Here is a 26,447-nt window from a genome sequence, read left to right on the forward strand (position 1 = left end):
GATGGCTAAGTTGTCCTATCTGGAGTTAACTGGTGGTCCCAAAGAAATTGGCCATTCTTTGGGACGTTTTGGAGCCCCCGCCGTGCATGCCTATTTGCTCAGCTCAACAGCTTGGCAAGGCATCATGCAATTTAAGGGGACGGCTGTTGCCGCTGAGCTGGCGCAGTATACCGAGCGTTATTTTCCCCGAATATGGACCGAGCTCCAGGGCCTGGCATTGGGTCTGGAGCTCCCCTTTGAGGACGTGTTTTTGTGGAATTGCCGTGGCGATTTGTGGGCCATGGCCCCGGACGGCTGCACGACCGTGCAGTTGCCAGCCCAGGGTGAGCCTCGACTGGTGCACAACGAAGACGGTGACCCGGGTTTTGCCGGTTATTGCGGGGTGGGCAAATTCATTCCTGACAGTGGCATGTCATTTGTGTCGTTCCTGTATCCGGCCTCCTTGCCCGGGCACAGTTTTGCCGTGACGCAGGCCGGGCTGGCCATGACGGTCAATAATGTCCGCGCCCGCCATGTCACCCCTGGCGTGCCGCGTATGGTTCTGACCCGCGCCATGCTGGATCAGCCTGACCTTGATCAGGCAGTGAGCCTTTTGCAGGACCATCCCCGCTCGGGAGCGTTTCACCTGAGCCTGGCCCAGCGGGGCGATACGCGCCTGCTAAGCGTGGAGTTCAGTGCGCAGGCCGTTTCGGTCCAGACAATTGAACGCAATCAGTTGCATGCCAACCACGCTGTGCACGAGTCCATGCAAGGGTTTGAACAGCGTATTACCCGATCCTCCGAATTGCGCCAGGAGCGCGGCGACGAGTTGCTCTTGCAAGCCGGTTCAGCCGTCGACCCCTTGAAAGTTCTAGCGGACCAGCACCACGTGCAGTTCCCAATCTGGCGTTGTGACCCTGATGACAGTGACAGGGAGAACACCTTGGCAACCGTGGATATTCAGGTGGGCAGCCAGTCTCTGAAATGGCAGGTCTACGAAGATCCGACCGATCAACCCGTGCTGACCTTTGCGGATGTCACCCGCATCGATCAGGTCTGAAGATGAAAATAAACAGGGCCCTGTCAATGCAGGGCCCTGTGCGTAACGGGGTAACGCGCTACGACGCAATCAGCTTGTGGACGATTCGTGGCGCTTGGGTTCCCAGAGGACATCGGGGCGGCCCGCATGGCGGTTGAGGGTACGCGCCAGCACAAACAGCAAATCCGACAGCCGGTTCAGGTACAGGCGTGGACCATCCTGTGGCAAGGCCTCGGAGGGGACGGCCACGACACTGCGCTCGGCACGTCGTGCCACGCAACGCAGCACATGCGCCTGTGCCGCGGCCGGACTGCCGCCGGGCAGAATAAATTCCTTCAGTATGCCCAAGGGTTCGTTGTAATGGCGTATTGCCGCATCCAGGCGCTCCACATGGACTGAACCGATGACCTGATGGCCAGGAATGCACAGCTCGGCTCCCATATCGAACAGATCGTGCTGGATATCGGAGAGCAGGGCGTCGACATCTTCGGGCAGCTCCAGGCTGCGCAGCACACCAATATGGCTGTTCAGCTCATCCACATCGCCCAGGGCGTGAATCAGGGCTGCGGTTTTGGGCAGGCGGCTGCCATCGCCCAGGCCGGTCGTCCCGTCGTCGCCCGTGCGAGTGCTGATAATGGAAAGTCGTGTGGACATAATTTAGCCTTGTGCTTCTGCGGGCACGGGTGTGCCATTGGCCATATTGACCAGGGCCTCTCCGGTGACACGAACCACGCGCCAGTCTTGCAGCACCTGGGCGCCTTGATGCTGATAAAAATCAATGGCGTTCTGGTTCCAGTCCAACACCACCCATTCCAGGCGGCCGCATCCCTGAGTCACCGCCATCTGCGCTAGATGGCGCAGTGCTGCGGCACCCAGACCCTTTTTACGGTGGGCAGGATCGATGTACAAATCCTCCAGATAGATGCCGCGGCGATCCAGAAAGCTGGAGTAGTTGTAAAACCACATAATGTAAGAAATTATGGTGTCGGGCTGGCCCTCAGGGGTGATGACCAGACAGTAGGCGCTAGGCTCATCCGAGAAGAAACTGTTGCGCAGCGACTCGGCGCTGGCCTTGAAAATATGCTCCAGTTTCTCAAAGGAGGCCATATCGCGCATCAGGCCCAAAATGGCGGGAATGTCGGCGGGAGTGGCTGGACGCAGCACATACCCTTTAATAAATTCGCTCATGCTTTTGCAAAGGTTTAGCGTTATGCTTGATCGGAAACAGACGCAGCAGGCGTCCGAAAGTAGGCATTATGAGCTAATTGTTCAGCTCTGCCCAATTTGCAGGAGTGAAAAATGACGTGGACAAAACGGGGCGCGGCTCTGGCGCTGGGAGCCTTGGGAGTCATGGCTGGATCGGCTTATGTCGTGGTGGCCCAGGCCCAGGAAGCCAGTGCATCGGGCGAAGTTCGTCGACTGGACACGGCAGCAGGCAAAATCACCATCAAGCATGGTGAGATCAGCGAACTGGAACTGCCCGCCATGACATTGGTGTACAAAATTGATCCTGCCTTGCTGGCCGACATCAAACCGGGCGACAAGGTGAAATTCACGGCTAAGCGTGACGGCGGGGATTACGTGGTCATCAAGATCAGTAAATAAGCCGTGTCGAAAACCATATGAAAAGCCGGGTTCGCCCGGCTTTTTTCTGCCCCAGGCAATCAGGCGGTCGGTCACGGCATGTAAAGTCGCGTGATAAGTGTAGAGGCGGTCGACATAGAGGGCCGACGCGTGGGGCGGGATGGGCAGCGACGCTTGGTGCTCTGGGCTTGCAGGGAAATGGGACGGGATAAAAAACGGGGACAGAAGAATCTGCCCCCGTTTGTGCTACTACGACTGTCCGCCGCTTACAGCACGTAGCGTGCCAGATCCTGGCTAGCTGCGGTTTCCTGCAACTGCTTGTTCACATAATCGGCGTCGATGACCACACTTTGCTCACCGTGGCTGCCAGCGCTGTAGGACAGTTCTTCCAACAGTTTTTCCATGACGGTGTACAAACGACGGGCGCCGATGTTTTCGGTGCGTTCGTTCACATCGAAAGCCAGTTCGGCCAGACGCTGGATGCCGTCCGGACGGAAGTCCAGTTTTACGTCTTCGGTGCCCAGCAAGGCGGTGTATTGCTTGGTCAGGGACGAATCGGTGGCCGACAGAATCTGCACAAAATCCTGAGCGCTGAGCGATTCCAGTTCCACACGAATAGGGAAGCGGCCTTGCAGTTCGGGAATCAGATCCGAGGGGCGGGACAAATGAAAGGCGCCCGAGGCAATGAACAGGATGTGATCGGTCCGCACCACACCGTATTTGGTGGTGACGGTGGTGCCTTCTACCAGCGGCAGCAGGTCCCGTTGCACGCCCTGGCGGGAGACGTCGCCGCCACTGCCTTGGCTTTCGCCGCGCGCGGTGATCTTGTCGATCTCATCCAGGAATACAATCCCGTTCTGTTCGGCATTGGCTACCGCGGCCGTGCGCAAATCGTCCTCGTTCACACGACGGGCGGCCTCTTCTTCGGTCAGTTGCTTGAAGGCTTCCTTGACCGTCAGCTTGCGGGCTTTGGTCTTTTCCTGGCCTAGACCGGAGAACATGCCGCGTAATTGCTCGGTCATTTCTTCCATGCCGGGAGGGGCCATGATTTCCATGCGAGGCATGGCCTGGGCCATCTCGATTTCAATCTCGGTATCGTCCAGCTTGCCTTCACGCAGGCGCTTGCGAAACACTTGGCGTGCCGAGTTATCTTCACGCTGCGGTTGGCCGTGGGCATCACGTGAAGGCGGCACCAGCACGTCCAGAATGCGGTCTTCAGCGGCTTCCTCCGCCTGAGTGCGGACACGGCGCATCTCGATCTCGCGGGTTTGTTTGACCGAAATATCCACCAGATCGCGGATGATGGTTTCGACGTCACGGCCCACATAACCCACTTCCGTGAATTTGGTGGCCTCAACCTTGATGAAAGGGGCGTTGGCCAGCTTGGCCAGACGACGGGCGATTTCGGTTTTACCCACGCCGGTGGGTCCGATCATCAGAATGTTCTTGGGCACGATCTCGCTGCGCAGGGGCTCGGCAACCTGCTGGCGGCGCCAGCGGTTGCGCAGGGCCACGGCCACAGAGCGTTTGGCCTTGCCCTGGCCAACGATATGCTTGTCCAGTTCGGAGACGATTTCTCCGGGAGTCATATTAGGTGTAGACATGGTGGTGTATCCGGCTGTCAGAGTGTTTCGACGATATGGTTCTGGTTGGTGTAGATGCACAGATCACCTGCGATCTCCAACGATTTCTTGACGATGTCGGCAGGTGCCATATCGGTGTTTTGCAGCAAAGCCAGGGCTGCGGATTGCGCATAGGAGCCCCCCGAACCAATGGCAGCCAGGCCATGCTCGGGTTCCAGCACGTCGCCATTGCCGGTCAGCACCAGCGTGTGCTCTTTGTCCGCCACCAGCAGCATGGCTTCCAGACGGCGCAGGACGCGATCGGTACGCCAGTCGCGCGTCAGTTCGACGGCAGCGCGCAACAGGTTGCCCTGATGCTTTTCCAGCTTGGCTTCAAAGCGTTCCTGTAGGGTGAATGCGTCGGCGGTCGCGCCGGCAAAACCGGCCAGGATGCTGTCGTTGTACAAACGGCGGATCTTGCGGGCCGTGCCCTTGATGACAACATTCCCCAGGGTGACCTGACCGTCGCCACCGATGGCGACTTGATCTCCGCGGCGTACACAGACAATGGTAGTGGCGTGAAATTGTTCCATGATTTCCTTCCTTTAAGTTCTCCATCTGGGGGCCGGGTAAAAAATTTCAAGCGCGTGACAGCAGGAAGTTTTTTCAGGGCCTGGCGGGAGTTTGTCTTTGGGCAAGACAGAGGATAAGCGGGACGGAGGGCCAGGCCGTGCATGGCGCACTCAGCACGGTTCGGGCTGTGCCGCTTGTCAGGCTGCCCGCCCGCCGCCAGTTCTGCGTGTCAATCCGCTTTAGCTGCTGCGGGTTCGCCTGGGCCTACGTGTTTCCTGGCTGATTCGCCTGGCGGGGCGCGTGAAACGCAGGGGCAAAAAAAAGCCCGCCAGAATGATCAGGCGGGCTTTTTGTCGGGGCATGAGCGAATCAGCCCATCAGTCCCCAAACATCTTTTGACGCTTCTCGCGACGCTCCTGGGCTTCCAGCGACAGGTTGGCGGTCGGGCGGGCCAGCAAACGGGGCAGGCCGATCGGCTCGCCGGTTTCCTCACACCAGCCGTATTCGCCCGATTCGATCAGGGCGATGGACTGTTGCACTTTCTTGAGCAGCTTGCGCTCGCGATCGCGGGTTCGCAGTTCCAGAGCGTGTTCTTCCTCGATCGTGGCACGGTCAGCTGGGTCAGGAACGAACTGGGTCTCACGCAGGTTTTCCGTGGTGGCACCCGCATTGGCCAGAATTTCCTGCTCAAGCTGGCGCAAACGATGCTTGAAAAACTCCAGCTGGGCGGCGTTCATGTAGTCTGACTCAGGCATCGCCAAAAGCTCCTGCTCGGTCAGCAGGGTTGTAGTACTGTCATGTGACTTAGTTGCCATGATGCTTACCTCTTGTTGACGTCTGGGAGCCTGTAACTGTCGTCACGCGCAATCGCTCCGCATTTACTGAATAATTATTAATTCAGACCAGGCAATTCTCCAGGCCCTGGGTGAATATATCTTGGGGCAGCTTGCGGCCAATAAAGACCAGCTTGGTGCCTTTCTTATCTTTGGCCAGCCAGGCATTGCCGGGCTCGGCGCTCATCATCATGTGTACGCCTTGAAAGAGCATACGACGATTGATGCCCTTCAGATACAGAATGCCTTTATAGCGCATCAGATCTGGTCCAAATACCTGAACAATGCCCGACAGGAAATCTTCGAGGCGTTCGGGGTCAAAAGGACGATCCGAACGGAACACGAAGGCTCCGATTTCGTCATTGTGAGCGGCGTGTCCGTGGTGATGATGGTGGTGATCGTGGCCGCAGCCCGGACCGCACTCGCCTTCATCGCCGTGGGCATGATCGTGGTGATGATCATGGTCGTCAGCCGCATCGGGATGCTGCTCTGCCAGGAATTGCGGATCAATGTCCAAAATGGAGTTCAGGTTGAAACCGCTGACTTCCAGCAAATCCTTGATATCGGTTTCACCAAAGTGAACCGGCGTAATGGTGGCCCGCGGATTGATACGGATCAGACGGGCGCGCAGGGCCTCGTACTCGGCATCGTTGACCAGATCTTTTTTGGAGATCAGCAGGCGGTCCGCAAAGCCAACCTGTTTCTGGGCTTCTTCCTGCTGGTCCAGCGTGGCCATGCCATGTTTGGCGTCCACCACGGTGATGACCGCGTCCAGCCGATAGTAGTCGGCAATATCATCGTCCATGAAGAAGGTCTGACAGACCGGGCCGGGGTTGGCCATGCCGGTGGTCTCGATGATGACGCGTTCAAACTTCAGCTCGCCCGCCTCGCGACGCACACGCAAATCGTTCAGGGTGCGCATCAGGTCGCCACGTACCGTGCAGCAGACGCAACCGTTGCTCAGCTCAACGATTTCTTCTTCGGAGTCCTGTACCAACAACTCATTGTCGATGCCTTCCGGTCCGAATTCGTTCTCGATGACGGCAATGCGTCGACCGTGATATTCGCTCAGGATGCGCTTGAGCAGCGTGGTCTTGCCAGCGCCCAAAAAACCAGTCAGCACCGTGACTGGAACCATGTTTTTCAGATCTGATGCCGCGTTCATAAACATGCCTCGCAGTGGCGGGCGAAAGGTACAAGGCACGGCCCTTGCCGCGGCTTCCTGTACCCCCCTGCTCCGCACGAAAACAACGTGCGATTACATCACAGCCTTGCCTGTTGGGCAAACGGTGATCTGTAAAAATTCACAGAGGTTTGCCAATCGATCGAGGAATATATACTGATTGGCGGCAAAATACCATGTTTTAGCGGGCAGATAAGGGTTTTCGCTCGTTTTTAGCCGCGACGCAACGCTGGCACAGGCCGCGCAGCTCGGTTTCGTGGCCCGACAGGGCAAAGCCGGCACCGCGTACGCAGTCAGCCAGCCTTTGGCTCAGGTCCGGTGCGCACAGTTCCACCACGGTGCCACACTGGGTGCAGACAATCAGCAAGTCGTGGGGGTGGCCGCCGGCATCCACACAGGCAGTCCAGGCATTGACGGCATCCAGACGGTGGATCAGGCCTTCCTCTGTCAGAAAGTCCAGGGCGCGGTACACGGTAGGGGGCTTGGCCCCAGGCTGGAACTCGCGAACCAGATCCAGCAGTTCGTAGGCGCGCAAACTGCGCTGGGCCTGAATCAGGATTTCCAGTACCTGACGGCGAATTGAAGTCAGCCGTTTGCCGCGCTCCAGGCAAAGCTGGTCCGCGGTAGCAAGCTGGTCTTCAATGGCGGCGGGCGTAAGAATATGTACAGGCATGGCGCTTGATGGGTTGTTTGTTATGTTATAACATCTTTAGAGAAATTAAATATCCTCATCCAGCCGCATTATCCCTGTTTCATGTCCTGTCCTCAATTTCCCTCGACTTTCCGCAGTCCGGCGCCGCGCCGTTCGCTCTTGCTGGCCTCGGCCGGGCAGCGCGTACTGGGCGCTTTGTGCGTGGCTGCTGCGCTGTGGCTGCTGACGGCCTGGGCCATGGGCGCGTGGTAAGGGCATGAGTTCACATCAGACCTTGATCGAGCTGGATCATGTGGCGCTGGGCTGGAAAGACAAAATTGCTCTGCGTGATATCAGCGGTTGCTTTACCCGAGGCTCCTTGACAGCCATTGTGGGGCCAAACGGGGCGGGCAAGTCCACCTTACTCAGGGGCTTGACCGGGCAGATCAATCCGCTCAAGGGGCGGATTGTTGTCGATAGTGGCTTTTTGAATGAATTGGCCCTGTTGCCGCAGATGGGGGATCTGGACAAGAGCTTTCCCGTGACGGTGCATGACCTGGTTGCCATGGGGGCCTGGAAGCGGGTCGGAGCCTGGGGCGGTTTCCCCAGGGCGGAGCATGAGCGGATTGCCCATGCGCTCGAACAGGTCGGTCTGGCGGACTTCGCCCGGCGTTCCATTGGCACCTTGTCGGGCGGGCAGCTACAGCGTGCCTTGTTTGCGCGCATGATCATGCAGGACGCCCAGATTCTGTTGCTGGACGAACCCTTTGCCGCGGTGGATCGCGCGACATCGGATGAATTGATGAGCTTGATTCTGGATTGGCATCAACAGGGCCGTACGGTCATGGCCGTGCTGCACGACCTGGATATGGTGCGTAGCTGCTTTCCGCAAACGGTGCTGCTTGCCGGACAAGTTGTTGCCTGGGGGGAAACCGAAGCCGTGCTGACGCCGGAGAATCTGCATCTGGCCCGGCATTTGTGCGCGGGGGACTATCTGTGATGGCACTCATTGATGTTCTGTTCGGCCCTTTCATGGACTTTGGCTTCATGAAGCGCGCTCTGGCCGGCTCCTTCGCCCTGGCCGCAGCGGCCGGGCCGTTGGGCGTGTTTCTGGTGCTGCGTCGCATGAGTCTGATGGGCGATGCCATGGCGCATGCCATTTTGCCTGGGGTGGCGGTGGGGTTTCTGACGGCCGGCCTGTCTTTAAGTGCGATGGCCATAGGGGGCATGATTACGGGCCTGGTGGTGGCCTTGCTGGCCGGATTGGTCGCGCGCCTGACTCCACAGCGTGAGGACGCCAGTTTCGCCGCCTTTTATCTGGTGTCTCTGGGGTTGGGGGTGCTGCTGGTGTCGCTGCGCGGCTCCAATATGGATTTGATTCATGTGCTGTTTGGGACGGTACTGGGCCTGGATGATGCGTCCTTGCTGCTGGTCACCAGCAGCACGACGGTCACCTTGGTGATCCTCGCGCTGGTCTTTCGGCCCCTGGTGCTGGAGTGTATGGACCCGATTTTTTTACGCACCCAAGGGGGCCGCGGCTCGCTGGTTCATATGCTGTTTTTGTTCATGCTGGTCATTACCCTGGTGGCCGGCTTTCAGGTTCTGGGGACCTTGATGGTGGTGGGGATCATGATGCTGCCCGCTGCCTCGGCCCGGTTCTGGGTGTATTCCGTGGGCCGGCAAATGCTGGTGGCGGCCTTGCTCGGCATGATCAGCGCGTATCTGGGCTTGCTGTTTTCCTACTACTACAACGTGCCGGCCTCTCCCGCGATCATTCTGGCGGCTGGTGCGTTTTACTTTCTTTCCATCACCTTTGGCCCTCAAGGCGGTTTGCTGCGTGCGTATTCCCAATGGCGCGCGCGGCGTCGGCGCATGGCCTCTCTCTTGGAGCATGATCGATGAAAATGCGAGACATTCATTCAGGCCGCGCCGTACTGGCGCTGGGCTTGCTGGCACTGAGCCTGTCCGTACAGGCGGAACCCTTGCGCGTGGTCAGCAGCTTTTCGATCCTGAACGACATGGTCAAGGAGATTGGTGGCGACAAGGTGATAGCCAGCACGATTGTGCCCGCCAATGGTGACGCCCATGCCTTTGAGCCACGCCCCAGTGACGCCAAGTCTCTGGCCAATGCGCAATTGCTGGTAATTAACGGTCTGGAGTTCGAGACCTGGCTGCCGCGTTTGCAGCAGGCCGCGGGTTATCAGGGCCCGCAGGTCGTGGCTACGGCGGGCATTACGCCCTTGGCGTTTGAGGGCGGTCACGATGACCATGCCGACCACGACCACGACCACGACCACGACCACGACCACGACCACGATCATGATCGTGCCAAGGAACCCGCCCACGCCCATGAGGCCGGACATGCTCCACAGGGCGAGAAAGAGCCCGGCACCCATGATGACAGCCATCAGCATGGCAGTCAGGACCCACATGCCTGGCAAAGCCTGGCCTTGGCGCAAATATATGTGCGCAATATCAGCCAGGGGCTGGAGCAAGCGGACCCAGCCAATGCGGACTACTATCAGCGCCGTGCCAAGGATTATGCGCAACGCATTCAGGAACTGGATGATTCCATCAAGGCTCGCCTAGAGGCAGTGCCGGTCGACAAGCGCAAGGTCATTACGTCCCACGATGCCTTCTCCTACATGGGCAAGGCCTACGATATTCGCTTTATTCCTCTGGTGGGCGTCTCCAGCCAGGCGGAGCCCTCGGCGCGAGACATTGCGCAAATTGTTCAGCAGGCTCGTCGTGAACAGATTCAGGCCATTTTCGTGGAAAACACGGTCAGCGCGAAGCTGGTAGAGCAAGTTGCGCGTGAAACTGGGGCGAAAGTGGGCGGGACTTTGTATTCCGACGCCTTGGGGGAGCCCGGCTCCGGCGTGGACACCTACTTGGGCATGATGCGCTCAAACACGGATCAACTGGTCAAGGCCTTGCAGCCCTGATTCACTCCTCCGGCTTGTCACTGGCCCGGTTCTTGCGTTGTGCCCGAGGGTGGGCCTGATCGTAAGCTTGGGCCAGGTGCTGAAAGTCCAGCCGTGTATAGATCTGGGTGGTAGAGATATTGGTATGACCCAAGAGCTCCTGTACCGCCCGCAAGTCCTGGGCCGATTGCAGCAAATGGCTGGCAAAGCTGTGACGCAGGCTATGGGGATGCACATGAACGGGCAGGCCGCTGGCGCGGGCGTAGTTTTCCAGTTCCTGCTGCACGACACGCGGGTGGATCCGCGCTCCTCGTGCCCCCAGAAACAGCGCGGCATCGGCATCTGCGTTAGGGGCCAGCGAGGCCAGAATCGGACGTTTTTTCAGCCACGCCTGCAAGGCCTGGGCGGCCTTCTCGCCAACCGGCAGGCGCCGCGTCTTGCCACCTTTACCACTCACAAGCAGTTCGCGCTCTTGCAGCAATAACCAGCTTTTGGATTGATGCTGGGGGCTTTGGTGATAATGGGTGTCCAGGCTGACCAGTTCGGCCAGGCGCAGTCCGCTGGAATAAAACAGCTCGAACATGGCCTGATTGCGCAAACTGACCGGATCGTCCTGAATAGGTGCGCTGGCGTGGTCCAGCAGTTGCTGGGTCTGGTCTACGGACAGTGCTTTGGGCAGAGGTCGGCCTATCCGGGGAGCCTTCAGGCTGGCGGCAGGATTCAAGGGCCAGCCCAGCGCTTGGGTACGCGACTGATAATAGCCGCGCCAGGCAGCCAGAATGCGGGCCAGACTGCGTGGTGCCATGCCTTGGGCATGCAAGCGGGCCGCGGCCTGCCGTAACTGGCTTTGATTCAGCGTGTCGGGGTCGGTGCCGGGATGCTGCGCCAGCAAATGACGTAAGTCGTTCCGGTACGCACTGAGTGTGTGTTCCGAATAGCGTTTTTCCTGCCTGAGTTGATTTAGCCAGTTTTGCATGGCCGGACTGAGCACCGGGTGGGCGACAGATTGCCCGGGCGAGTGGTCCTTGCTAGCGGTGCAGTCTGGTTTTTTCAGGCCGGACATTCGTTTTGATTAATACGGCTGGGTTTGTGTAAACGCTGCAAGGCCGCGCTGCACAGTTCGCCGATGCCTTCCAGAAAGTCGGTGCCCATATCGACGGTAAAGCGAGAGTCCTCGGGGGAACCCAGCACCAGCAGGCCAAACAAGGCATCGGATTCGGGGAATCTCAAGGGCACGATCGCTACTGACTGGGCATCCTGCTGCAGGTCAGCCAGAAAGTCTTGTTCACGCCGGGGACCGCAATAGGGTTTGAGCAAGGTATAGGCCCAACTGACCAAGGGGTCATCGGCCAGTACCTCGTCCGGATTCCAGCAATGCAGGCGCACGACTGGCATCTCGAAGATGCGTTCCAAGCTGCTGCAAATCAGAGCGGGCAAGGCCGCGGGATCAGACTCGGCCAGCATCTGGCAGTTCCATTGATGCAATTGGCGCGAGATTTTTTCATTGCCCCGGGCATTGGCCACCAGCATGGCCAGTTGGCGTTCGGTTTTCTTGCCGCGTTCGCGCAGTAGCATGATCTGGCGCTCGCCCAGGGAAATGGCGCGGCTTTGATGCGGGTGGGGCACCATCAGCTTGGCAAAAACGTCGGCGTGTGCGTCGAAAAAATCAGGGTTGGCTTTCAAAAACTGGGCCACGTCCACGGCGCTAAGGCTGTTGGGGGTATCCATGTCTAGAAGGTTTCCTTTCTGGCTACGGATGCACACAGTGCATCAATATCGACTTGTCCGGTAAAGACGGTTTGGGCCGGGCCGCTCATGCGTAGCGCCTGTCCGTCCCATTCAATGCGTAGACTGCCTCCACGAGTATCAACGACAACCGGGCTTTGGAGCAATCCCCGGCGTATGCCTGCCACCACAGCCGCACAGGCGCCGGTCCCGCAGGCCAGCGTTTCACCCGCACCGCGTTCGTAGACGCGCAGCTTGATATGGTGGGGATCAAGAATTTGCATGAACCCGGCGTTGACCTTGTGGGCAAAACGGGGGTGGGACTCGATAAACGGGCCGACCGTGGCAACGGGAGCCTGCTTGAGGTCATCGACTACTTGCACCGCATGGGGATTGGAGATGGACACCAGCGACAGGGAGACGGGTTCGGCTTGATCGGGCACGGGCAGCAGCCACAGCGTATCCTCGCCCTGAGCTTTCTGTTCCAGCCCGCTTGGGTCAAAAGCAACATCGGCCGGCGTAAATCGGGTGGTGCCCATCATGACCTCCACGCCGCGCTCCGGATCATCATTCAAGCTGATGATGCCGGTGCGAATTTGCGCACGCAAAGGGTTGGCCGACGACAGGCCTTGCTCATGCACGAAGCGGACAAAGCACCGCGCGCCATTGCCGCAATGTTCGACCTCGCCGCCGTCGGCGTTGAAGATCCGGTATCGGAAGTCGGCGCCGGCTTCGGTTGCCGCCTCCACCAGCAAAATCTGATCGGCACCAATCCCGAAATGGCGATCTGCCAGAGCGCGGGCTCGTTCCGGTGTCAGTTCGATGTCCTGCGTCACACCATCCAGCATGACAAAGTCATTGCCCGCACCGTGCATTTTGCTGAAATGCCAGATTGTGGCTGCGGGTTGGGGTGCAGGAGAGCGATGCATGATGGGGCCTAGTAGATGCCGGGTTGCCCTTCAGGGCGGGTTTTGAAGCGTCGATGTACCCAATAATACTGCGGCGGGTCCTCGCGCACATAGTTTTCGATCAGGGCATTCATGCGTTCGGTGGCCTCTTCCAGGCTGCCTTCACCCGGAAAGTCGGCCATGGGTTCCAGCACCTGAATATGGTAGTGGCCGGTTTGTGCGTCCAGTCGCGAAATCACCGGAATGACCAGCGCGTCCTGGTTTCGGGCGATCTGCGCGGTGGACAACAGCGTGGCCGCCGGAACATTGAAAAAGGGCACGAACGCCGCGCCTTTGGTGCCGAAATCCATATCGGGCAGGTAATAAATTGGCTGACCCTTTTGCAGCGCGCGCATCAGGCCGCGAATACCGTCCTTGCGTGAGATCAGCGGCACCGAGGAAAAGCGGCTGCGGCCTTCATACATCAGGCGATCCACATGGGGGTCGCGTTGCGGAGTGTAGAACGCCACCAAGGGTGAAATGGACATGGACAGTCGTGTGCCCGCTGCGTCCATCCCCAGGAAATGCGGGACCAGCAGCATGACCTTGCGGCCTTGTTCCAGGGCTTGGGTAATGTGTTCTTCACCCGTCAGGTGCAGGGTGTTCAAAATGGTGCTGGGCAGGCCGAACCAAAGCAGGCCCCGGTCCAGATAGGATTGAGCCAGCAAGCGAAAGTGCTGCTTTTCCCATTCACGACGGGTGCTTTCGGGGGTGTCGGGAAAACACAGGTCCAGATTGGTACGCACAATATGCCGGCGGCGCGAGGCAAAGCGATGTACCAGTCCGCCCAGCACAGTGCCCCAACGCTGGCGCGTGCGTACCGGGACACGGCCAAAATAGGAAAAAACGGATTGGAGCAGCGGGTAAGAATTAAAACTCATGGGGTGGTATCGCCAGGCAAAGGGGGCGCATCGTGAGGAATTTTGTAGCGGTTATAGCCCCACAGGTATTGGGTGGGGAAGCGCCGGATCATGGTTTCCATGGACTGGTTGATCAGGGTAGCCAGTTCTGTCGGGTCCTCGGGCAAGGGCTCGGGCAGACGCAAGGTATGGATATGCCATCCACGACCTTTGGGCAGGCGCTCGGCAGCAGTCACAATCACAGGCACGTTGGATTGGCGTGCCAGCTTGCCCGCCAGCGTCATTGTCAGGGCAGGGCGACCAAAGAATGGCGCCCATACACCATCTCCGCCGCTGGGAACCTGATCGGGCAACATGCCGACCGACTCGCCCCGGCGAAAAGCACGAACCAGCTCGCGCACGCCTTTGATATTGGCCGGAACGGCATGCAAACCGGGTAGCTCGCGCGACTCGACCATCAAGGGTTCCAGAAACGCCTGACGGGGTGGGCGGAACATCACGGTCATCGGGTCCACGCCGGAAAAATAGCGTGCAATCATTTCAAAACAGCCCAGGTGCGGAGTCAGATACAGTATGCCGCGACCCTCGGCCAGCGTTTCCTGGACCAGGGGCAGATTGTCGATTGTGCAGCGCTCCAGACAGGCTTGTGGATGCAGCCAGACGCGGGGGGTTTCCACAATCATGGCCCCTGTCTGCCCGGCCGCTTGTCGAAAAAAAGCGGGAGAGTCGTAGCCCGCTTGGCGACAGTGACTTTGCAAACGGCGGCGATAGCGTCCCGGAAAGGCGTAAATCAGGCGCCCAACCCCGTTGCCCAGAAAATGCAGGGCGGGTAAAGGCAGACGAGCCAACAAGCGCAAAAGAGCCACTAGCATGGGCCAGACAATCCTTTAAAGTGAAGTTTTGCTGAAATAAATACGTATTTTCGCTTAAAATGGAATGTATCGCTGAGTTAAACGACAACTTGCGGAGCGATCAGGCAGCAATCTGCCCACTATAAACCGCTAAAGCGTCGCGCCCCGTCTATCGTATCCACATCGCTGGCTTCGAGGTGCAACGCAGTTTGTTCAACCTCGTGCTGATTATCAGCCCTTATCCAAGGAAGCTACGCTGTGAACCACAACGACTTTCTCTTTACGTCCGAATCCGTCTCTGAAGGGCACCCCGACAAGGTTGCCGACCAGATTTCCGACGCCATCCTGGACGCGATTTTCGAGCAGGACCCGCAAGCGCGTGTTGCCGCTGAAACCCTGTGCAATACCGGCCTGGTGGTGCTGGCCGGCGAGATCACGACCCACGCCAACGTGGACTACATCCAGGTAGCCCGTGACACCATCAAGCGCATTGGCTATGACAATGGCGACTACGGCATCGATTACAAATCCTGCGCGGTTCTGGTGGCCTATGACAAGCAATCGCCCGATATCGCCCAGGGCGTGGACCGTAGCCCTGAAGAGCTGCTGAACCAGGGTGCCGGCGACCAGGGCCTGATGTTTGGCTATGCCTGCGACGAAACCCCTGATCTGATGCCTGCTCCGATCTGGTATGCCCACCGTCTGGTGCAACGCCAAAGCGAGCTGCGCAAAGATGGTCGTCTGCCCTGGTTGCGCCCGGATGCCAAGTCCCAGGTTACCTTCCGCTATGTGGATGGCCATCCTGCCGAAGTGGACACCGTGGTGCTGTCCACCCAGCACGCGCCTGAAATGTCCCAGAAGGACATTCACGAAGCGGTCATTGAGCACATCATTCGTCCATGCTTCCCATCGGATCTGTTGACCGAGAAAACCCGCTTCCTGGTGAACCCCACCGGCAAGTTCGTGATTGGTGGTCCTCAAGGCGATTGCGGTCTGACTGGCCGCAAGATCATTGTGGACACCTACGGCGGTGCCTGCCCGCACGGTGGCGGTGCCTTCTCCGGCAAGGACCCCTCCAAGGTGGACCGTTCCGCGGCCTACGCGGCGCGTTACGTGGCCAAGAATATTGTGGCCGCCGGTCTGGCGCGTCAGTGCCAGGTGCAGTTGAGCTACGCCATTGGCGTGGCCGAGCCAATCAACATCACCATTTACACCGAAGGCACGGGTGTGATTCCGGATACCGAAATCGCCAAGCTGGTGCGCCAGCATTTTGACCTGCGCCCACGCGGCATTATTGACATGCTGGATCTGCAGCGTCCCATCTACTCCAAGACAGCCGCCTATGGTCACTTCGGCCGCAGCGAGCCTGAGTTCAGCTGGGAGGCCACGGACAAGGCGCAGATTTTGCGTCAGGCCATCTAAGCCTTTTGGGCGAACAGGCAAAGGCCGCATGAGCGGCGCTTTGCAGACGTAGTATCGCGTTGTGGGTTCCCGATCCGGGTGCCCGCAACGTGGGCTGAGGCGGGCCAGACTCGGACTCAGACAAAGAAATGATGTTTTTTACCAGTGAGGCTGTCTTCCCAAGAGGAGCCAAACAGGTACAATCACCAACAGTAAATTGCCATCCTCGAGGGGCGTTGCGACAAGACACTGATCTTGCCAGGCTCGGGGTATGGATAGGTGGTATCCACCTTGGAGAACGACGCTCACCACGACCCGCATGGCGGGCTGCTGGTGAGATTCATTTGCTCTCCGTGCAGTCCGCGTGCCGTATAACGGAGCCCGACTGTGACTTTTACCGATTACAAAATTGCCGATATTTCCTTGGCTGAATGGGGCCGCCGCGAGCTGACCATTGCCGAGACCGAAATGCCTGGCCTGATGGCCACCCGCGAGGAATTTGCCGCCTCGCAGCCCCTGAAGGGCGCACGCATTGCCGGCAGTTTGCACATGACCATTCAAACCGGGGTGCTGATTGAAACCCTGACGGCTCTGGGCGCTGAAGTGCGCTGGGCCTCGTGCAATATCTTTTCCACGCAAGATCACGCTGCTGCGGCCATTGCCGCCTCCGGTGTGCCCGTGTTCGCCGTCAAGGGTGAAACCTTGGAAGAGTACTGGCAGTACGCCCACGACATTTTTGACTGGCCCGGCGAACAGGCCAACATGATTCTGGACGATGGTGGCGACGCCACCCTGTTGCTGCATCTGGGCGCCCGTGCTGAAAAAGATCTGTCCGTTCTGGACAATCCCGGCAGCGAAGAAGAGCGCGTCATGTTCGCCTCCATCCGCGCCCGTCTGCAAAACGACAAAACCTGGTATTCCACCCGCCTGGCCCAAATCAAGGGTGTGACTGAAGAGACCACCACAGGCGTGCACCGTCTGTACCAGATGGCCAAGAAAGGTGAGCTGGCTTTCCCTGCCATCAACGTGAACGACTCGGTGACCAAGTCCAAGTTCGACAACCTGTATGGCTGCCGCGAGTCCCTGGTGGACGGCATCAAGCGTGCCACGGACGTGATGGTTGCCGGCAAGATCGCGGTGGTGTGTGGCTTTGGCGACGTGGGCAAAGGGTGTGCGCAAGCGTTGGCTGCCTTGCGCGCCCAGGTTTGGGTCACCGAAGTGGACCCCATCTGCGCCCTGCAGGCCTCGATGGAAGGCTACCGCGTGGTAACCATGGAAGAAGCTGCCGACAAAGCAGACATCTTCGTGACCGCGACAGGCAACTACCATGTCATCGACCGCTCGCACATGGAACGCATGAAAGATCAGGCCATCGTGTGCAATATCGGTCACTTTGACAATGAAATCGATGTGGCCTCGGTGGAAGACCTGGAGTGGGAAGAGATCAAGCCCCAAGTCGATCACATTATTTTCCCCGACGGCAAGCGCATCATCCTGTTGGCCAAAGGTCGTTTGGTGAACCTGGGCTGCGCAACTGGGCACCCCTCGTTTGTGATGTCGGCGTCGTTCACGAACCAGACCATTGCACAAATTGAATTGTTCACCCGTGGCGAGCACTACGAAGCAGGTAAAGTATATGTACTGCCCAAGCACCTGGACGAGAAAGTAGCTCGCTTGCACCTGAAGAAACTGGGTGTGAACCTGACTACCTTATCCCAGGCGCAGGCAGATTACATCAACGTGCCTGTGCAAGGGCCCTTTAAGGCTGAGCACTACCGCTACTAAAACACACCGGCGTCTTCGGACGCCTGTTCTTGGAGCCCTATCATGACTTTGCTACTTGTCTGGATCCTGAATGCTGTTGCTTTGCTGGTTGTTGCCTACATCCTGCCCGGTATTACCGTGGCCTCGTTTGGCTCAGCCCTGATTGCGGCGCTGGTATTGGGCTTGCTCAATACGTTGGTCAAACCTTTGCTGATTGTGCTGACCTTACCCATTACCATTGTGACCTTGGGTTTGTTCCTTCTGGTACTGAATGCCTTGGTGTTCTGGTTTGCCGGTTCCATTCTCAAAGGGTTTCAGGTTGAAGGATTCTGGTGGGCGGTGATTGGGGCGATCGTCTACAGCCTGGTTTCCGGGCTGCTGTCGGGATTGTTAATTAAATGAGCAAGAAGCAAACCTTGAGCCTGGAGTTTTTCCCGCCGCGCGATAGCGCGGCGCAGGAAAAACTGGTGCGCACTGCCAAGACCCTGATGGGCTTGAATCCGGCCTATGTCAGCATGACGTTTGGAGCCGGTGGCTCCACACGTGCTGGTACGGTCGATGCGGTGGCATTGCTGCAAAACCTGGGCTTGGATGTGGCACCGCACCTGTCGTGCATCGGTACGGCTCCGGCCCAGTTGGGCGAGATGCTCGATACCTACCGCGATCAGGGCATACGCCGTATTGTTGCCTTGCGCGGCGACTTGCCCTCGGGCATGGGCGGTGACACGGGTGAGCTGCGCTATGCCAGTGATCTTGTGTCCTTCATTCGAGAGCACTATGGCGAACACTTTCACATCGAAGTGGCTGCCTACCCTGAAATGCATCCGCAGGCCACCAGCCTTGAGGAAGACCTGGGTCACTTTGTGAACAAGGTCAAGGCCGGGGCGCATGGCGCGATCACCCAGTACTTCTTCAACCCGGATGCCTACTTCAGTTTTGTGGAGCGGGCCCAGGCTCAAGGTGTCACCATTCCGATCACGCCGGGCATCATGCCCATTACCAACTCGTCTCAGTTGCTGCGTTTTTCGACCATGTGCGGTGCGGAAGTGCCACGCTGGATTCGTTTGCGACTGGCCGATTTTGGTGATGATCGGGCATCGATTCGCGCTTTCGGGATCGATGTGGTGACGCGCTTGTGTCAGGATCTGCTCGATGGCGGGGCGCCGGGTATACACATGTACACCCTGAACGGGGCCGATGCCAGCATGGCTATCTTGCCGAATCTGACTTGGCGTTAAGTTCTCCAGCATCAAAAAAAACCCGCCAGATGGATTTGGCGGGTTTTTCATGACCCGGCTCAATGGCTCACACCGAGCGTTGCGTCATACGATGCGCGGCGCGGGGGGGCCGGCAAAGCCGGGTTGGCGAACCAGGTGCTTATAGCTGCGGTGCAGGTACGGCCCAGCCTTTGTCGGTCAGCACACTGTCCAGCCGTTGGTCGTGGGGGGCGGGCTGATAAGGCAGGCCCGACAGGTCGCCCACTGCCCAGGCAATACCAATGCTGGTAAAGGCATGGTTTTGCGCTTTTAGCGCCGCCAGGGTCCGGTCGTAGTACCCTTTTCCATACCCTAGGCGGTCGCCTTGGCGGGTGTAGCCCAAAGTAGGGACCAGGACAATGTCCGGTTGCAGGGTTTGGGAGGAGCTCGGGATTTCTATGCCGTAGCGCCCTTTTTCCATTTTCGTCTCGGGTGTCCACTGAACAAAGCTCAGGGGAGCGTCCGCTTCTTTGACGACAGGAAGACAGACATTGAGGCCTTCTTCTTCCACCCATTGAACCAGCAAAGGGCGCAGGTCCGGTTCGTCGGCCATTGGCCAGAAAGCTGCAATGGTGGTGGGTTCGGCACGGCCTTGTTCACGCAGGCGAGTGCGGTTGGTGGCCAGCCAGGTGAACAGGCGGCCCCGGATCAGCAGGGCACCCCGGTTGGTGTCAATGGAGGGCTGCCCGGCTCGCAGGTCTTTTAGTCGCGTGCGCAGCGCGGCTGCGTTATGCTCTACGTTCTGAATCATGGGTGATTTTCTAAAGGCCGTCACTATGGGTATCAACCAGCTAAAGTACCAGAAAACACCAGCTTGGGGCATGGCCGGCGCGCTTCCACGTCCGTCCTTGAGCGCCCTGGTGGTGTTCGCACTGGGTTTGGTCGGCTGTGCGGGTTCGCCCTCGCCGCAGGCCCAGACCCATTCCCCCGAAGCGACAATCACGAATCAAGCCGTACTTGTGCAGCCTGCCAAAGAGGCGGTACGGCGCTGGGATCGCGTCCCGCCTGTTCCGCCGGTGGCACGCCAGGCGCTGATCGACGCGCGGCAAGCCATGCAGGCCAAGCGCTGGAGTGCGCTTGACGCCCTGGCCCCCGTGGCAGCAGACGATCCCGTCCTGGGTTCCTATGCCCAATACTGGCGGCTGCGTCGCCTGTTACAGGACTCGACCACGCCGGTGCCAGACGAGCAAGTCCGTTTGTTTTTGGCCGGCAATCAAGACGAATACCTGGAAAATCGCCTGAAGTCTGATTGGATCGTGGCGGCAGCACGGGCAGGTAACTATGCGCTGGTGCGTGAACTGGCGCCCGTGCATGCGCCCAGCTCGGCGGTGAAGTGCGCCGTGGCGACAGCCCGGAACGTGGCCGGAGAGTCGGTCGATGTCGACGATCTGCTGGCTTCTTTTGCGCCCAGCCAGGCTTGCTGGTCCGCGCTGGATCAACTGTACGCCCGCAAAGTGATCAGCAAGAATCAGGTCCGTGACCTGATGCGGGACGCGCTTGAAAACAACCGTACTGCTCAGGCCCGACGCCTAGCGGCAATTATTTTCACCGCGCCGCAGATGAAGGATTACACCGCCTTGATGGCCTCGCCACAAAAATGGCTCGACCGTAATGTGAACAATAGTTCGGTCAATCCCGAACTGGTGTCGCTGGCCTTGTCTCGCCTGGCCCGCGGTCAGCGGGATTCGGCAGCAGCCTATATCGATCGCACCTGGGCGGGCAAGATTCCCCAGGAAAACCTGAATTGGGTCTGGGGCCAGTTTGGTCTGGTCAGTGCCTTGCGGGTGGAGGATGATGCGGCCAAATGGTATCGCCGCTCCGGTCGTACCCCCATGACGGATTACAACAACGCCTGGCAAGTGCGCGCCGAGTTGCGTCAGGCCACGATCGACTGGAAGCAGGTGGCTGCAGCCATCGATAAAATGAATGATGCGCAAAAGGCGGAGCCGGTTTGGGTGTACTGGTCAGGACGTGCGCATGCGGCCTTGGGACATAAAGACAAGGCTCGTGCCCTGTTTCAGTCCATTGTGGGAGACCTGGGTTTTTATGGGCAACTGGCAACCGAGGAGTTGGGGCTGACCCCGTCCTTGCCGGCGCAACCGCAGCCTTTGACGCCTCTGGATATGCAAGATGCTCGTACCAATGCGGGTCTGTTGCGCGCGGTGGAGCTGTTCAAGCTGGGCTGGCGTCCTGAAGCGGTTCCTGAGTGGAATTTCGCTTTGCGCGGCATGAACGACAGGCAGTTGCGTGCGGCGGCCGAATTTGCTCGCGAGCAGCATATTTACGATCGGGTGGTCAACACGTCCTTGTTGACCAAGAACGAGATCGACTTCAGCCAGCGTTTTATTGCTCCTTTCGAGGGGCGCGTGACCGAGCAGGCCAAATCCATCAATCTGGACCCAGCCTGGGTGTATGGTCTGATTCGTCAGGAATCGCGCTTTATTACCGATGCCCGCTCGGGTGTGGGGGCGTCGGGCCTGATGCAATTGATGCCCGCCACCGCCAAATGGGTGGCCAACAAGATTGATATGCACGATTTCTCGCCGGCACGGGTGAATGAGTTCGAGGTAAACACGGTATTGGGTACCAACTACCTGAACATGGTTCTGGGTCAACTGGGCGGGTCACAGGTATTGGCCTCGGCAGGTTATAACGCGGGACCTGGCCGTCCCATTCAATGGCGTTCGCGTCTGAATGGGTCGGTTGAAGGGGCCATTTTTGCGGAAACTATCCCCTTTACCGAGACACGCCTGTACGTGAAAAATGTGCTGTCCAACGCGAACTACTACGCCATGATGTTCAGTGGCCGGCCTCATTCGCTGAAGGATCGCCTGGGTGTTATTGCTCCTGGCGGAACGACGACGGCGTCCTTGCCTTGATGATGGCCTGCTCCATGCTTGATGACAGACAACGTGCAGCCCTGGCGGCCCTGATGGGGCCGCCAGATCCGCTGCTGGCGGGCTTGCAGGTGTATGTAGTCGGCGGCGCGGTGCGTGACGCCTTGCTCGGTTTGCCGGCCGGCGACAAGGACTGGGTGGTGGTGGGCGCCCGACCCGAAGACATGGCTGCGCGCGGCTTTGTCCCGGTAGGCGGCGATTTTCCTGTGTTTTTGAATCCTCACAGCAAAGAAGAGTTCGCGCTGGCCCGGACTGAGCGCAAATCAGGTCGCGGCTACAAAGGCTTTACTTTCTACACGGGTACCGATGTCAGTCTGGCCGATGATTTGCGTCGTCGGGATCTGACCATCAATGCCATGGCGGTGGATGCAGCGGGCAATCTGCATGATCCTCTTAATGGGCTGGCAGATTTGCAGGCCCGCTTGTTCCGGCATGTTGGCACCGCTTTTAGTGAAGATCCCGTGCGCCTGTTACGCCTGGCACGCTTTGCTGCGCGCTTTGTCCAGTTCACGGTGGCTGATGATACCTGGGCCTTGGCGCGCGAGCTGGTGGAGCACGGCGAGGTTGACGAGCTCGTGCCCGAGCGTGTTTACCTGGAGGTGGCCAAGGGCCTGTCTGCCAGTCAGCCTGCCCGGATGTTTGAGGTGCTTCAGGAGGTGGGGGCGTTGGAGCGGATCATGCCCGCCCTGACCTACAACGAGCATGTCGGTCAGCAGGTTCAGATCGCCCGAGATCGGCAGTTGGATCTGGCAGGATGCTTTGCCGTGCTGTGCCATGTTTCCGAGACGCCCGCACAGGTTGCTGAGCAGATACGTGCACCGTCTGAATGGCGTGACCAAGCCCGTTTATTGCCCGTTCTTTTAAGTAGTCCAGCCTTGTTGCAGCCCCGCTCGCAGCCAGAGTTCGCCTTGCAGGTCATGGAGTCTTTGGATGCTTTGCGTAAGCCTGATCGTTTCCAGCAACTGATTCAGGCCGCTGCCTGTTTGAAGGCCGTTCCCGAGCAGGATTGGGACACCTTGCGTCAGATTATGGCCAGTGTGGATGCAGGGGCTGTTGCTGCGCAACACAAGGCTGAACCTGGCAAAATCCGGGAGGCAGTGCGCGCTGCCAGACTGGCGGCCCTGGAGCAGTCGCTTTAGCGTTCCTTCGCTACAGGCCGTGTGCAGGTTCCCGCATTGGCCGATGCAGCCCATCGATCGCTTAACTCGTCACCTTGTCTTCGCGACAAGGTGAAGGGTGATCCGCAGAATCACAGTCGTACTGCAGCCAAAGGACGGTTGGGCGCGCTTAACGGACGCTCAAGATGGCAGGGTCGATATCTTGCCATTTCATGGGCAGGGGTCCCGCCCCTGGGCAAGCGGCTTTCAGGGCTCGACAGGCAATGTGTTTACAGGCGCTCGCGTCGATCTCCGCTCATTGTTCCTAGTACCGGGGCCGGAATATCACGCCCGATAATCAGCACTTTGAACAACTCGCCCATTTCCGCCTCAGACAGCAGCTTGTTGGCAGCACTCATGGTCTGCGCCCATTGCTGCTGGGCGGCAGGGGAGGGATCGTCGGGAGGGGAGGCCAGGTAGTGCGTAATACCGCAGTTCATCAGGAACCGGGCCTGGCTGGTATAGCCCAGCACATCCAGCCCTGCCTCCAGAGCGGCGTCAGCCATGGCTGTGAAGTCCACGTGGGCGGTAATGTCTTGCAGACCCGCCAGCACCAGAGGTTCGGCATGGGCAAAATGACGGAAATGGCACATCAAGGTGCCTTTATCGCGTTGTGGGTGGTAGTACTCGCGCTGTGGAAACCCGTAGTCGATCAGAATGGCAGCGCCGTGCTTTAACCAGGTGCCCATGCTACGCACCCAGGCTTCAGCCTGCAGATTGATCTCGGACAGGTAAAAAGGCTGCGCCTGAACACGTTCGGCGACCAGCAACGCCAGATGTTCAGGAGCGGGCCGGGTTGCCAGATAGAAGGGCGCGGGCAGGCCCTGGGCGGTGCTGTCGTCTGCGGCAATGACGCCCACTTCCAGCACCTTGCCCTCTACGTCAAAGGTGAACAGGCTGACGGGCATGGCGTCCAGAACTTCATTGGCAATCACGCAGCCCTTGAAGCTATCAGGCGTGCTGTCCAGCCATTGGACTTGAGCCTGCAGGCAAGCCAGACGTTCTTGCTGGCGGGCGCGCAAATCAGGGGATACTTCCAGAATGAAATACTGCGGTTCGATGCCTTGCTGGCGCAGTTCGGTAATCAGCGCGTAAGCCAGGGCGCCGCTGCCCGCGCCAAACTCCAGAATGGACAGGGACTGGCTGCCTGCCAGGACTTCTTTGACCTGATGGCTCAGGGTTTGTGCAAACAGGGGCGAGAGCTCCGGCGCAGTGGTGAAGTCTCCTGTTGGCTGATTGCTGCCGAATTTGGTGCTGCCGCCGGTGTAATACCCCAGATGCGGTGCATACAGCGCATGGTGCATCCATTGATCGAAGGGCAAAAAGCCGCCTTCATCTTCAATGCGCTCCAGCAGGTAGTGGTTGACCTGTGCAAGGTGCTTTTTCAGCTCGTCCGACAGTGGGGGCAGGCCGTGTGGCAGGGCGGGGGCGGACAGTACATTCATGGCGTCAGTGGGGCTTGTCGTTAGGGGTCTCGGAAGAAGCCGGGTTGGCGCTTCTTGCGCTGGCTTTTTTGGCCTGGGTCACTTGGTGCAGGGTGCGGATCATGCCCACCAGCATCCCAATCAGGATGGACGTGGCTGCAGCCAGGATGAAGTTGCCGTAGATAAACCATAGTGGCAGGCACAGAACGGCCATCAGCAATATGGGTTTTTGCAGCAGGACTTTCATACACCCTCAAACAATAGCGTGGAATCCGGGCCAATTGTAGCCCAGGCCAGCGGGGAGCTTGAGCTTGTCCCCCGCTGCGTTACCATGAGCGTTTTGTCTGCTGAGCAAAGAGGTAAGGATGAACGACAGGGGACAGGCCAGCGCCTGGTTACAGGCTTGGGCCCACTTGATTCCCAATCCGGGCACCGTCCTGGATGTAGCCTGTGGCCGGGGGCGCAATGCGCGCTGGCTGGCCCAGCGCGGCAATACCGTCATTGGTGTGGATCGGGACCCGGAGGCGGTAGCGGCTACCTCGCCCTACGGTGAAATTGTCCAGGCTGATATTGAAAATGCTCCCTGGCCGTTTGCGGGGCGCAAGTTCAACGCGCTGGTGGTGACCCGGTATCTGTGGCGTCCCTTGGTGCCGACATTGCTGGAGAGCCTGGAGCCGGGCGGGGTTCTGGTCTACGAAACCTTTGCGGTGGGGAACGAGCGCTACAACGGGCCACGTAATCCGGACTTCCTGCTGCAGCCTGGGGAGTTGCTGCGTTGGTGTGTCGACCTGGATGTCGTGGCTTATGAGCATGGTTTTCAGGCTGAGCCGGACCATATCGTTCAACGTATTGTGGCTGTGCGGCCGCGGGACGGGGGCTCGTTCAGTGACTACCGGCTCAATCCGTAAAAGAGGGGTGGCATCAGGTGTGAATTGCCGAGTCGGCAGGACCTTGCGTTTCGTGCCCTGTCCTAAAACAGATAGGTGCGGGCCAGCATGGACAGGGCGACCAGGGCAGTCAGAATGCTAAAGCCTTGCTGTAGACGCACAGGAGGAATACGGGGAACCAGTTGTCGACCTATCATCATCCCACCCATGGCGGCCGCTACAAACACCCATCCGCTAAGAGGAATGACGGCCCCCTGAGCCAGGCTCATGCCAGAGGCGCTCAAGGAGATAAGGGCGATCAGCATCAGCGAGGTAGCGACAATGCTGTGCATGGACAGATCGCTAAAGCGTTTCAAGGCGGGGACGATCAGGAAACCGCCGCCTACCCCCAGCATGCCCGAGAACAAACCGGCCACTGCGCCAATGGCAGCCAAGGTGAACGTGCCAAGGGGTGTCCAATGCAGGCGCCCTGTTGTGGGGTTCACGCAGCAGGGTGTGTGGGCATGTTCCGTTACGGTGGGCCGCCGCAGCATCTTGGTGGCAATCCACAGCATGATGAGCACAAACAGGGTTACCAGTACCTTTTCCGGTAAAGCGTGGCTGATGCGCACGCCCAGTGACGTCACCAGCGCGCCCGTCACGGCCATGAAGACGGCTGCACGATAGCGCACGATATGTTTGCACAGGCCGTCCAGCGCACCCAGCAAAGCGGCCGCGCCCACGGCCAGCAAGGCGACGGGAGTGGCCGCCGTCATGCTGTAGCCCATGCCCAGCACCAGGGCGGGCACGGCCAGAATTCCCCCGCCTGCGCCTGTCAGGCCCAGCGACAGACCAGTGAGCATTCCCAGAATGATTGCAAGTACCATAAACCAGAGGGCGTGATCCCGGTAAGGATCACGCCTTATACAAAAAGCGACGTAATGGCTTATTGTACGCTTTTAACTTCTTTTGGAAATTAGCTTATTTATAA

Annotated in this window: 29 protein-coding genes and 1 riboswitch; of the genes, 13 read left to right on the top strand and 16 right to left on the bottom strand. The window is 58.9% G+C overall.

The features are described from left to right. Window position 1: 1 nt before the first annotated feature. On the top strand, window positions 2-1,039 hold the full coding sequence (locus FE795_RS01850) for a C45 family autoproteolytic acyltransferase/hydolase (protein ID WP_059318503.1): 1,038 nt from the start codon (window positions 2-4) through the stop codon (window positions 1,037-1,039). A gap of 69 nt (window positions 1,040-1,108) precedes the next feature. Here FE795_RS01850 and FE795_RS01855 read toward each other — a convergent pair whose 3' ends face one another. Continuing rightward, window positions 1,109-1,672: a cob(I)yrinic acid a,c-diamide adenosyltransferase gene (locus FE795_RS01855; RefSeq protein WP_003804279.1), complete on the bottom strand. Its 564-nt coding sequence runs from the start codon at window positions 1,670-1,672 to the stop codon at window positions 1,109-1,111. A 3-nt stretch (window positions 1,673-1,675) separates the two neighbouring features. Then, window positions 1,676-2,206 carry a GNAT family N-acetyltransferase gene (locus tag FE795_RS01860; RefSeq protein ID WP_003804278.1) on the bottom strand — a complete coding sequence of 177 codons (531 nt, stop codon included), beginning with the start codon at window positions 2,204-2,206 and terminating at the stop codon, window positions 1,676-1,678. Between the two features lie 162 nt (window positions 2,207-2,368). Between FE795_RS01860 and FE795_RS01865 the strand changes: the two genes are divergently transcribed. Further along, window positions 2,369-2,623, top strand: coding sequence for a copper-binding protein (locus FE795_RS01865; protein WP_230406306.1), 255 nt, complete (start codon window positions 2,369-2,371; stop codon window positions 2,621-2,623). A gap of 245 nt (window positions 2,624-2,868) precedes the next feature. Here FE795_RS01865 and hslU read toward each other — a convergent pair whose 3' ends face one another. The 5 genes from hslU to FE795_RS01890 all read right to left on the bottom strand — a co-directional run bounded on the left by hslU (window position 2,869) and on the right by FE795_RS01890 (window position 7,426). Next, window positions 2,869-4,206 carry an ATP-dependent protease ATPase subunit HslU gene (hslU, locus tag FE795_RS01870; protein ID WP_059318504.1) on the bottom strand — a complete coding sequence of 446 codons (1,338 nt, stop codon included), beginning with the start codon at window positions 4,204-4,206 and terminating at the stop codon, window positions 2,869-2,871. A 17-nt stretch (window positions 4,207-4,223) separates the two neighbouring features. Beyond that, window positions 4,224-4,757 (bottom strand): ATP-dependent protease subunit HslV, encoded by a 534-nt coding sequence (gene hslV, locus FE795_RS01875; RefSeq protein WP_003804273.1) that lies wholly within the window; start codon window positions 4,755-4,757, stop codon window positions 4,224-4,226. A gap of 357 nt (window positions 4,758-5,114) precedes the next feature. After that, the gene (gene dksA, locus FE795_RS01880) at window positions 5,115-5,552 is read right to left on the bottom strand and encodes an RNA polymerase-binding protein DksA (RefSeq protein ID WP_039943815.1); all 438 of its coding nucleotides are present in this window, start codon (window positions 5,550-5,552) and stop codon (window positions 5,115-5,117) included. 82 nt (window positions 5,553-5,634) lie between these two features. Beyond that, window positions 5,635-6,735 carry a CobW family GTP-binding protein gene (locus tag FE795_RS01885; protein WP_003804269.1) on the bottom strand — a complete coding sequence of 367 codons (1,101 nt, stop codon included), beginning with the start codon at window positions 6,733-6,735 and terminating at the stop codon, window positions 5,635-5,637. A gap of 199 nt (window positions 6,736-6,934) precedes the next feature. Next, on the bottom strand, window positions 6,935-7,426 hold the full coding sequence (locus FE795_RS01890) for a Fur family transcriptional regulator (RefSeq protein WP_003804266.1): 492 nt from the start codon (window positions 7,424-7,426) through the stop codon (window positions 6,935-6,937). A gap of 81 nt (window positions 7,427-7,507) precedes the next feature. On the opposite strand from FE795_RS01890, the gene FE795_RS01895 reads away from it, so the two are divergent. The 4 genes from FE795_RS01895 to FE795_RS01910 are packed head-to-tail and all read left to right on the top strand — an operon-like array spanning window position 7,508 to window position 10,329. Beyond that, window positions 7,508-7,657: a hypothetical protein gene (locus FE795_RS01895; protein ID WP_162829365.1), complete on the top strand. Its 150-nt coding sequence runs from the start codon at window positions 7,508-7,510 to the stop codon at window positions 7,655-7,657. Between the two features lie 4 nt (window positions 7,658-7,661). Further along, window positions 7,662-8,384, top strand: coding sequence for a metal ABC transporter ATP-binding protein (locus FE795_RS01900; protein WP_219235532.1), 723 nt, complete (start codon window positions 7,662-7,664; stop codon window positions 8,382-8,384). Next, complete coding sequence (locus FE795_RS01905) at window positions 8,384-9,286, top strand: metal ABC transporter permease (protein ID WP_059318506.1); 903 nt, start codon at window positions 8,384-8,386, stop codon at window positions 9,284-9,286. Before FE795_RS01900 ends, FE795_RS01905 begins: the two co-directional genes overlap by 1 nt. Beyond that, window positions 9,283-10,329, top strand: coding sequence for a metal ABC transporter substrate-binding protein (locus tag FE795_RS01910; RefSeq protein WP_219235533.1), 1,047 nt, complete (start codon window positions 9,283-9,285; stop codon window positions 10,327-10,329). The genes FE795_RS01905 and FE795_RS01910 overlap by 4 nt, the downstream gene beginning before the upstream one ends. Before the next feature lies 1 nt (window position 10,330). Here FE795_RS01910 and FE795_RS01915 read toward each other — a convergent pair whose 3' ends face one another. The 5 genes from FE795_RS01915 to FE795_RS01935 all read right to left on the bottom strand — a co-directional run bounded on the left by FE795_RS01915 (window position 10,331) and on the right by FE795_RS01935 (window position 14,712). Further along, window positions 10,331-11,284: a tyrosine recombinase XerC gene (locus FE795_RS01915; RefSeq protein WP_219235535.1), complete on the bottom strand. Its 954-nt coding sequence runs from the start codon at window positions 11,282-11,284 to the stop codon at window positions 10,331-10,333. Window positions 11,285-11,358: 74 nt separating this feature from the next. Beyond that, window positions 11,359-12,036 carry a DUF484 family protein gene (locus FE795_RS01920; RefSeq protein WP_219235536.1) on the bottom strand — a complete coding sequence of 226 codons (678 nt, stop codon included), beginning with the start codon at window positions 12,034-12,036 and terminating at the stop codon, window positions 11,359-11,361. A gap of 2 nt (window positions 12,037-12,038) precedes the next feature. Next, entirely contained in the window at window positions 12,039-12,962 is a 924-nt protein-coding gene (gene dapF / locus FE795_RS01925) for a diaminopimelate epimerase (RefSeq protein ID WP_059318509.1), read from the bottom strand. Window positions 12,963-12,970: 8 nt separating this feature from the next. Next, window positions 12,971-13,861, bottom strand: coding sequence for a lysophospholipid acyltransferase family protein (locus FE795_RS01930; protein ID WP_219235539.1), 891 nt, complete (start codon window positions 13,859-13,861; stop codon window positions 12,971-12,973). After that, window positions 13,858-14,712: a lysophospholipid acyltransferase family protein gene (locus FE795_RS01935; protein WP_219235540.1), complete on the bottom strand. Its 855-nt coding sequence runs from the start codon at window positions 14,710-14,712 to the stop codon at window positions 13,858-13,860. The genes FE795_RS01930 and FE795_RS01935 overlap by 4 nt, the downstream gene beginning before the upstream one ends. A 237-nt stretch (window positions 14,713-14,949) precedes the next feature. On the opposite strand from FE795_RS01935, the gene metK reads away from it, so the two are divergent. The 4 genes from metK to metF all read left to right on the top strand — a co-directional run bounded on the left by metK (window position 14,950) and on the right by metF (window position 19,094). Then, window positions 14,950-16,113: a methionine adenosyltransferase gene (gene metK / locus FE795_RS01940; protein WP_003804249.1), complete on the top strand. Its 1,164-nt coding sequence runs from the start codon at window positions 14,950-14,952 to the stop codon at window positions 16,111-16,113. 201 nt (window positions 16,114-16,314) lie between these two features. After that, a riboswitch (S-adenosyl-L-homocysteine riboswitch) is annotated at window positions 16,315-16,406 on the top strand. A 73-nt stretch (window positions 16,407-16,479) separates the two neighbouring features. Beyond that, the gene (ahcY, locus tag FE795_RS01945) at window positions 16,480-17,877 is read left to right on the top strand and encodes an adenosylhomocysteinase (protein ID WP_003804247.1); all 1,398 of its coding nucleotides are present in this window, start codon (window positions 16,480-16,482) and stop codon (window positions 17,875-17,877) included. Between the two features lie 42 nt (window positions 17,878-17,919). Further along, window positions 17,920-18,258, top strand: coding sequence for a phage holin family protein (locus FE795_RS01950; RefSeq protein WP_003804245.1), 339 nt, complete (start codon window positions 17,920-17,922; stop codon window positions 18,256-18,258). Then, on the top strand, window positions 18,255-19,094 hold the full coding sequence (gene metF / locus FE795_RS01955; RefSeq protein ID WP_003804242.1) for a methylenetetrahydrofolate reductase [NAD(P)H]: 840 nt from the start codon (window positions 18,255-18,257) through the stop codon (window positions 19,092-19,094). The genes FE795_RS01950 and metF overlap by 4 nt, the downstream gene beginning before the upstream one ends. A gap of 139 nt (window positions 19,095-19,233) precedes the next feature. Here metF and FE795_RS01960 read toward each other — a convergent pair whose 3' ends face one another. Beyond that, on the bottom strand, window positions 19,234-19,863 hold the full coding sequence (locus FE795_RS01960) for a 5-formyltetrahydrofolate cyclo-ligase (protein ID WP_003804239.1): 630 nt from the start codon (window positions 19,861-19,863) through the stop codon (window positions 19,234-19,236). On the opposite strand from FE795_RS01960, the gene FE795_RS01965 reads away from it, so the two are divergent. Next, window positions 19,862-21,991 (top strand): lytic transglycosylase domain-containing protein, encoded by a 2,130-nt coding sequence (locus FE795_RS01965; protein WP_003804237.1) that lies wholly within the window; start codon window positions 19,862-19,864, stop codon window positions 21,989-21,991. The genes FE795_RS01960 and FE795_RS01965 overlap by 2 nt on opposite strands. A 14-nt stretch (window positions 21,992-22,005) precedes the next feature. Continuing rightward, window positions 22,006-23,148: a hypothetical protein gene (locus FE795_RS01970; protein ID WP_407927730.1), complete on the top strand. Its 1,143-nt coding sequence runs from the start codon at window positions 22,006-22,008 to the stop codon at window positions 23,146-23,148. Window positions 23,149-23,396: 248 nt separating this feature from the next. Here the strand turns inward: FE795_RS01970 and FE795_RS01975 are convergent, their stop codons facing one another. Together FE795_RS01975 and FE795_RS01980 are read right to left on the bottom strand one after the other, a co-directional pair. Next, a complete protein-coding gene (locus FE795_RS01975; RefSeq protein ID WP_003804229.1) occupies window positions 23,397-24,611 on the bottom strand; it encodes a class I SAM-dependent methyltransferase in 1,215 nt (404 codons plus the stop codon). A 4-nt stretch (window positions 24,612-24,615) separates the two neighbouring features. Continuing rightward, window positions 24,616-24,837, bottom strand: coding sequence for a hypothetical protein (locus FE795_RS01980; protein WP_003804227.1), 222 nt, complete (start codon window positions 24,835-24,837; stop codon window positions 24,616-24,618). Window positions 24,838-24,955: 118 nt separating this feature from the next. Between FE795_RS01980 and FE795_RS01985 the strand changes: the two genes are divergently transcribed. Then, entirely contained in the window at window positions 24,956-25,498 is a 543-nt protein-coding gene (locus tag FE795_RS01985) for a class I SAM-dependent methyltransferase (protein WP_219235542.1), read from the top strand. Between the two features lie 62 nt (window positions 25,499-25,560). Here the strand turns inward: FE795_RS01985 and FE795_RS01990 are convergent, their stop codons facing one another. Next, window positions 25,561-26,343 (bottom strand): sulfite exporter TauE/SafE family protein, encoded by a 783-nt coding sequence (locus tag FE795_RS01990; RefSeq protein WP_219235544.1) that lies wholly within the window; start codon window positions 26,341-26,343, stop codon window positions 25,561-25,563. Between the last annotated feature and the right edge of the window lie 104 nt (window positions 26,344-26,447).

Source organism: Alcaligenes ammonioxydans, assembly GCF_019343455.1.
Lineage (GTDB): Bacteria > Pseudomonadota > Gammaproteobacteria > Burkholderiales > Burkholderiaceae_B > Alcaligenes > Alcaligenes ammonioxydans.

Coding starts and splice junctions, on each gene's coding strand:
- FE795_RS01850 (WP_059318503.1), top strand. CDS start 2: ATGGCTAAGTTGTCCTATCTGGAGTTAACTGGTGGTCCCAAAGAAATT.
- FE795_RS01855 (WP_003804279.1), bottom strand. CDS start 1,672: ATGTCCACACGACTTTCCATTATCAGCACTCGCACGGGCGACGACGGG.
- FE795_RS01860 (WP_003804278.1), bottom strand. CDS start 2,206: ATGAGCGAATTTATTAAAGGGTATGTGCTGCGTCCAGCCACTCCCGCC.
- FE795_RS01865 (WP_230406306.1), top strand. CDS start 2,369: ATGGCTGGATCGGCTTATGTCGTGGTGGCCCAGGCCCAGGAAGCCAGT.
- hslU (WP_059318504.1), bottom strand. CDS start 4,206: ATGTCTACACCTAATATGACTCCCGGAGAAATCGTCTCCGAACTGGAC.
- hslV (WP_003804273.1), bottom strand. CDS start 4,757: ATGGAACAATTTCACGCCACTACCATTGTCTGTGTACGCCGCGGAGAT.
- dksA (WP_039943815.1), bottom strand. CDS start 5,552: ATGGCAACTAAGTCACATGACAGTACTACAACCCTGCTGACCGAGCAG.
- FE795_RS01885 (WP_003804269.1), bottom strand. CDS start 6,735: ATGAACGCGGCATCAGATCTGAAAAACATGGTTCCAGTCACGGTGCTG.
- FE795_RS01890 (WP_003804266.1), bottom strand. CDS start 7,426: ATGCCTGTACATATTCTTACGCCCGCCGCCATTGAAGACCAGCTTGCT.
- FE795_RS01895 (WP_162829365.1), top strand. CDS start 7,508: ATGTCCTGTCCTCAATTTCCCTCGACTTTCCGCAGTCCGGCGCCGCGC.
- FE795_RS01900 (WP_219235532.1), top strand. CDS start 7,662: ATGAGTTCACATCAGACCTTGATCGAGCTGGATCATGTGGCGCTGGGC.
- FE795_RS01905 (WP_059318506.1), top strand. CDS start 8,384: ATGGCACTCATTGATGTTCTGTTCGGCCCTTTCATGGACTTTGGCTTC.
- FE795_RS01910 (WP_219235533.1), top strand. CDS start 9,283: ATGAAAATGCGAGACATTCATTCAGGCCGCGCCGTACTGGCGCTGGGC.
- FE795_RS01915 (WP_219235535.1), bottom strand. CDS start 11,284: ATGCAAAACTGGCTAAATCAACTCAGGCAGGAAAAACGCTATTCGGAA.
- FE795_RS01920 (WP_219235536.1), bottom strand. CDS start 12,036: ATGGATACCCCCAACAGCCTTAGCGCCGTGGACGTGGCCCAGTTTTTG.
- dapF (WP_059318509.1), bottom strand. CDS start 12,962: ATGCATCGCTCTCCTGCACCCCAACCCGCAGCCACAATCTGGCATTTC.
- FE795_RS01930 (WP_219235539.1), bottom strand. CDS start 13,861: ATGAGTTTTAATTCTTACCCGCTGCTCCAATCCGTTTTTTCCTATTTT.
- FE795_RS01935 (WP_219235540.1), bottom strand. CDS start 14,712: ATGCTAGTGGCTCTTTTGCGCTTGTTGGCTCGTCTGCCTTTACCCGCC.
- FE795_RS01950 (WP_003804245.1), top strand. CDS start 17,920: ATGACTTTGCTACTTGTCTGGATCCTGAATGCTGTTGCTTTGCTGGTT.
- metF (WP_003804242.1), top strand. CDS start 18,255: ATGAGCAAGAAGCAAACCTTGAGCCTGGAGTTTTTCCCGCCGCGCGAT.
- FE795_RS01965 (WP_003804237.1), top strand. CDS start 19,862: ATGGGTGATTTTCTAAAGGCCGTCACTATGGGTATCAACCAGCTAAAG.
- FE795_RS01960 (WP_003804239.1), bottom strand. CDS start 19,863: ATGATTCAGAACGTAGAGCATAACGCAGCCGCGCTGCGCACGCGACTA.
- FE795_RS01970 (WP_407927730.1), top strand. CDS start 22,006: ATGCTTGATGACAGACAACGTGCAGCCCTGGCGGCCCTGATGGGGCCG.
- FE795_RS01975 (WP_003804229.1), bottom strand. CDS start 24,611: ATGAATGTACTGTCCGCCCCCGCCCTGCCACACGGCCTGCCCCCACTG.
- FE795_RS01980 (WP_003804227.1), bottom strand. CDS start 24,837: ATGAAAGTCCTGCTGCAAAAACCCATATTGCTGATGGCCGTTCTGTGC.
- FE795_RS01985 (WP_219235542.1), top strand. CDS start 24,956: ATGAACGACAGGGGACAGGCCAGCGCCTGGTTACAGGCTTGGGCCCAC.
- FE795_RS01990 (WP_219235544.1), bottom strand. CDS start 26,343: ATGGTACTTGCAATCATTCTGGGAATGCTCACTGGTCTGTCGCTGGGC.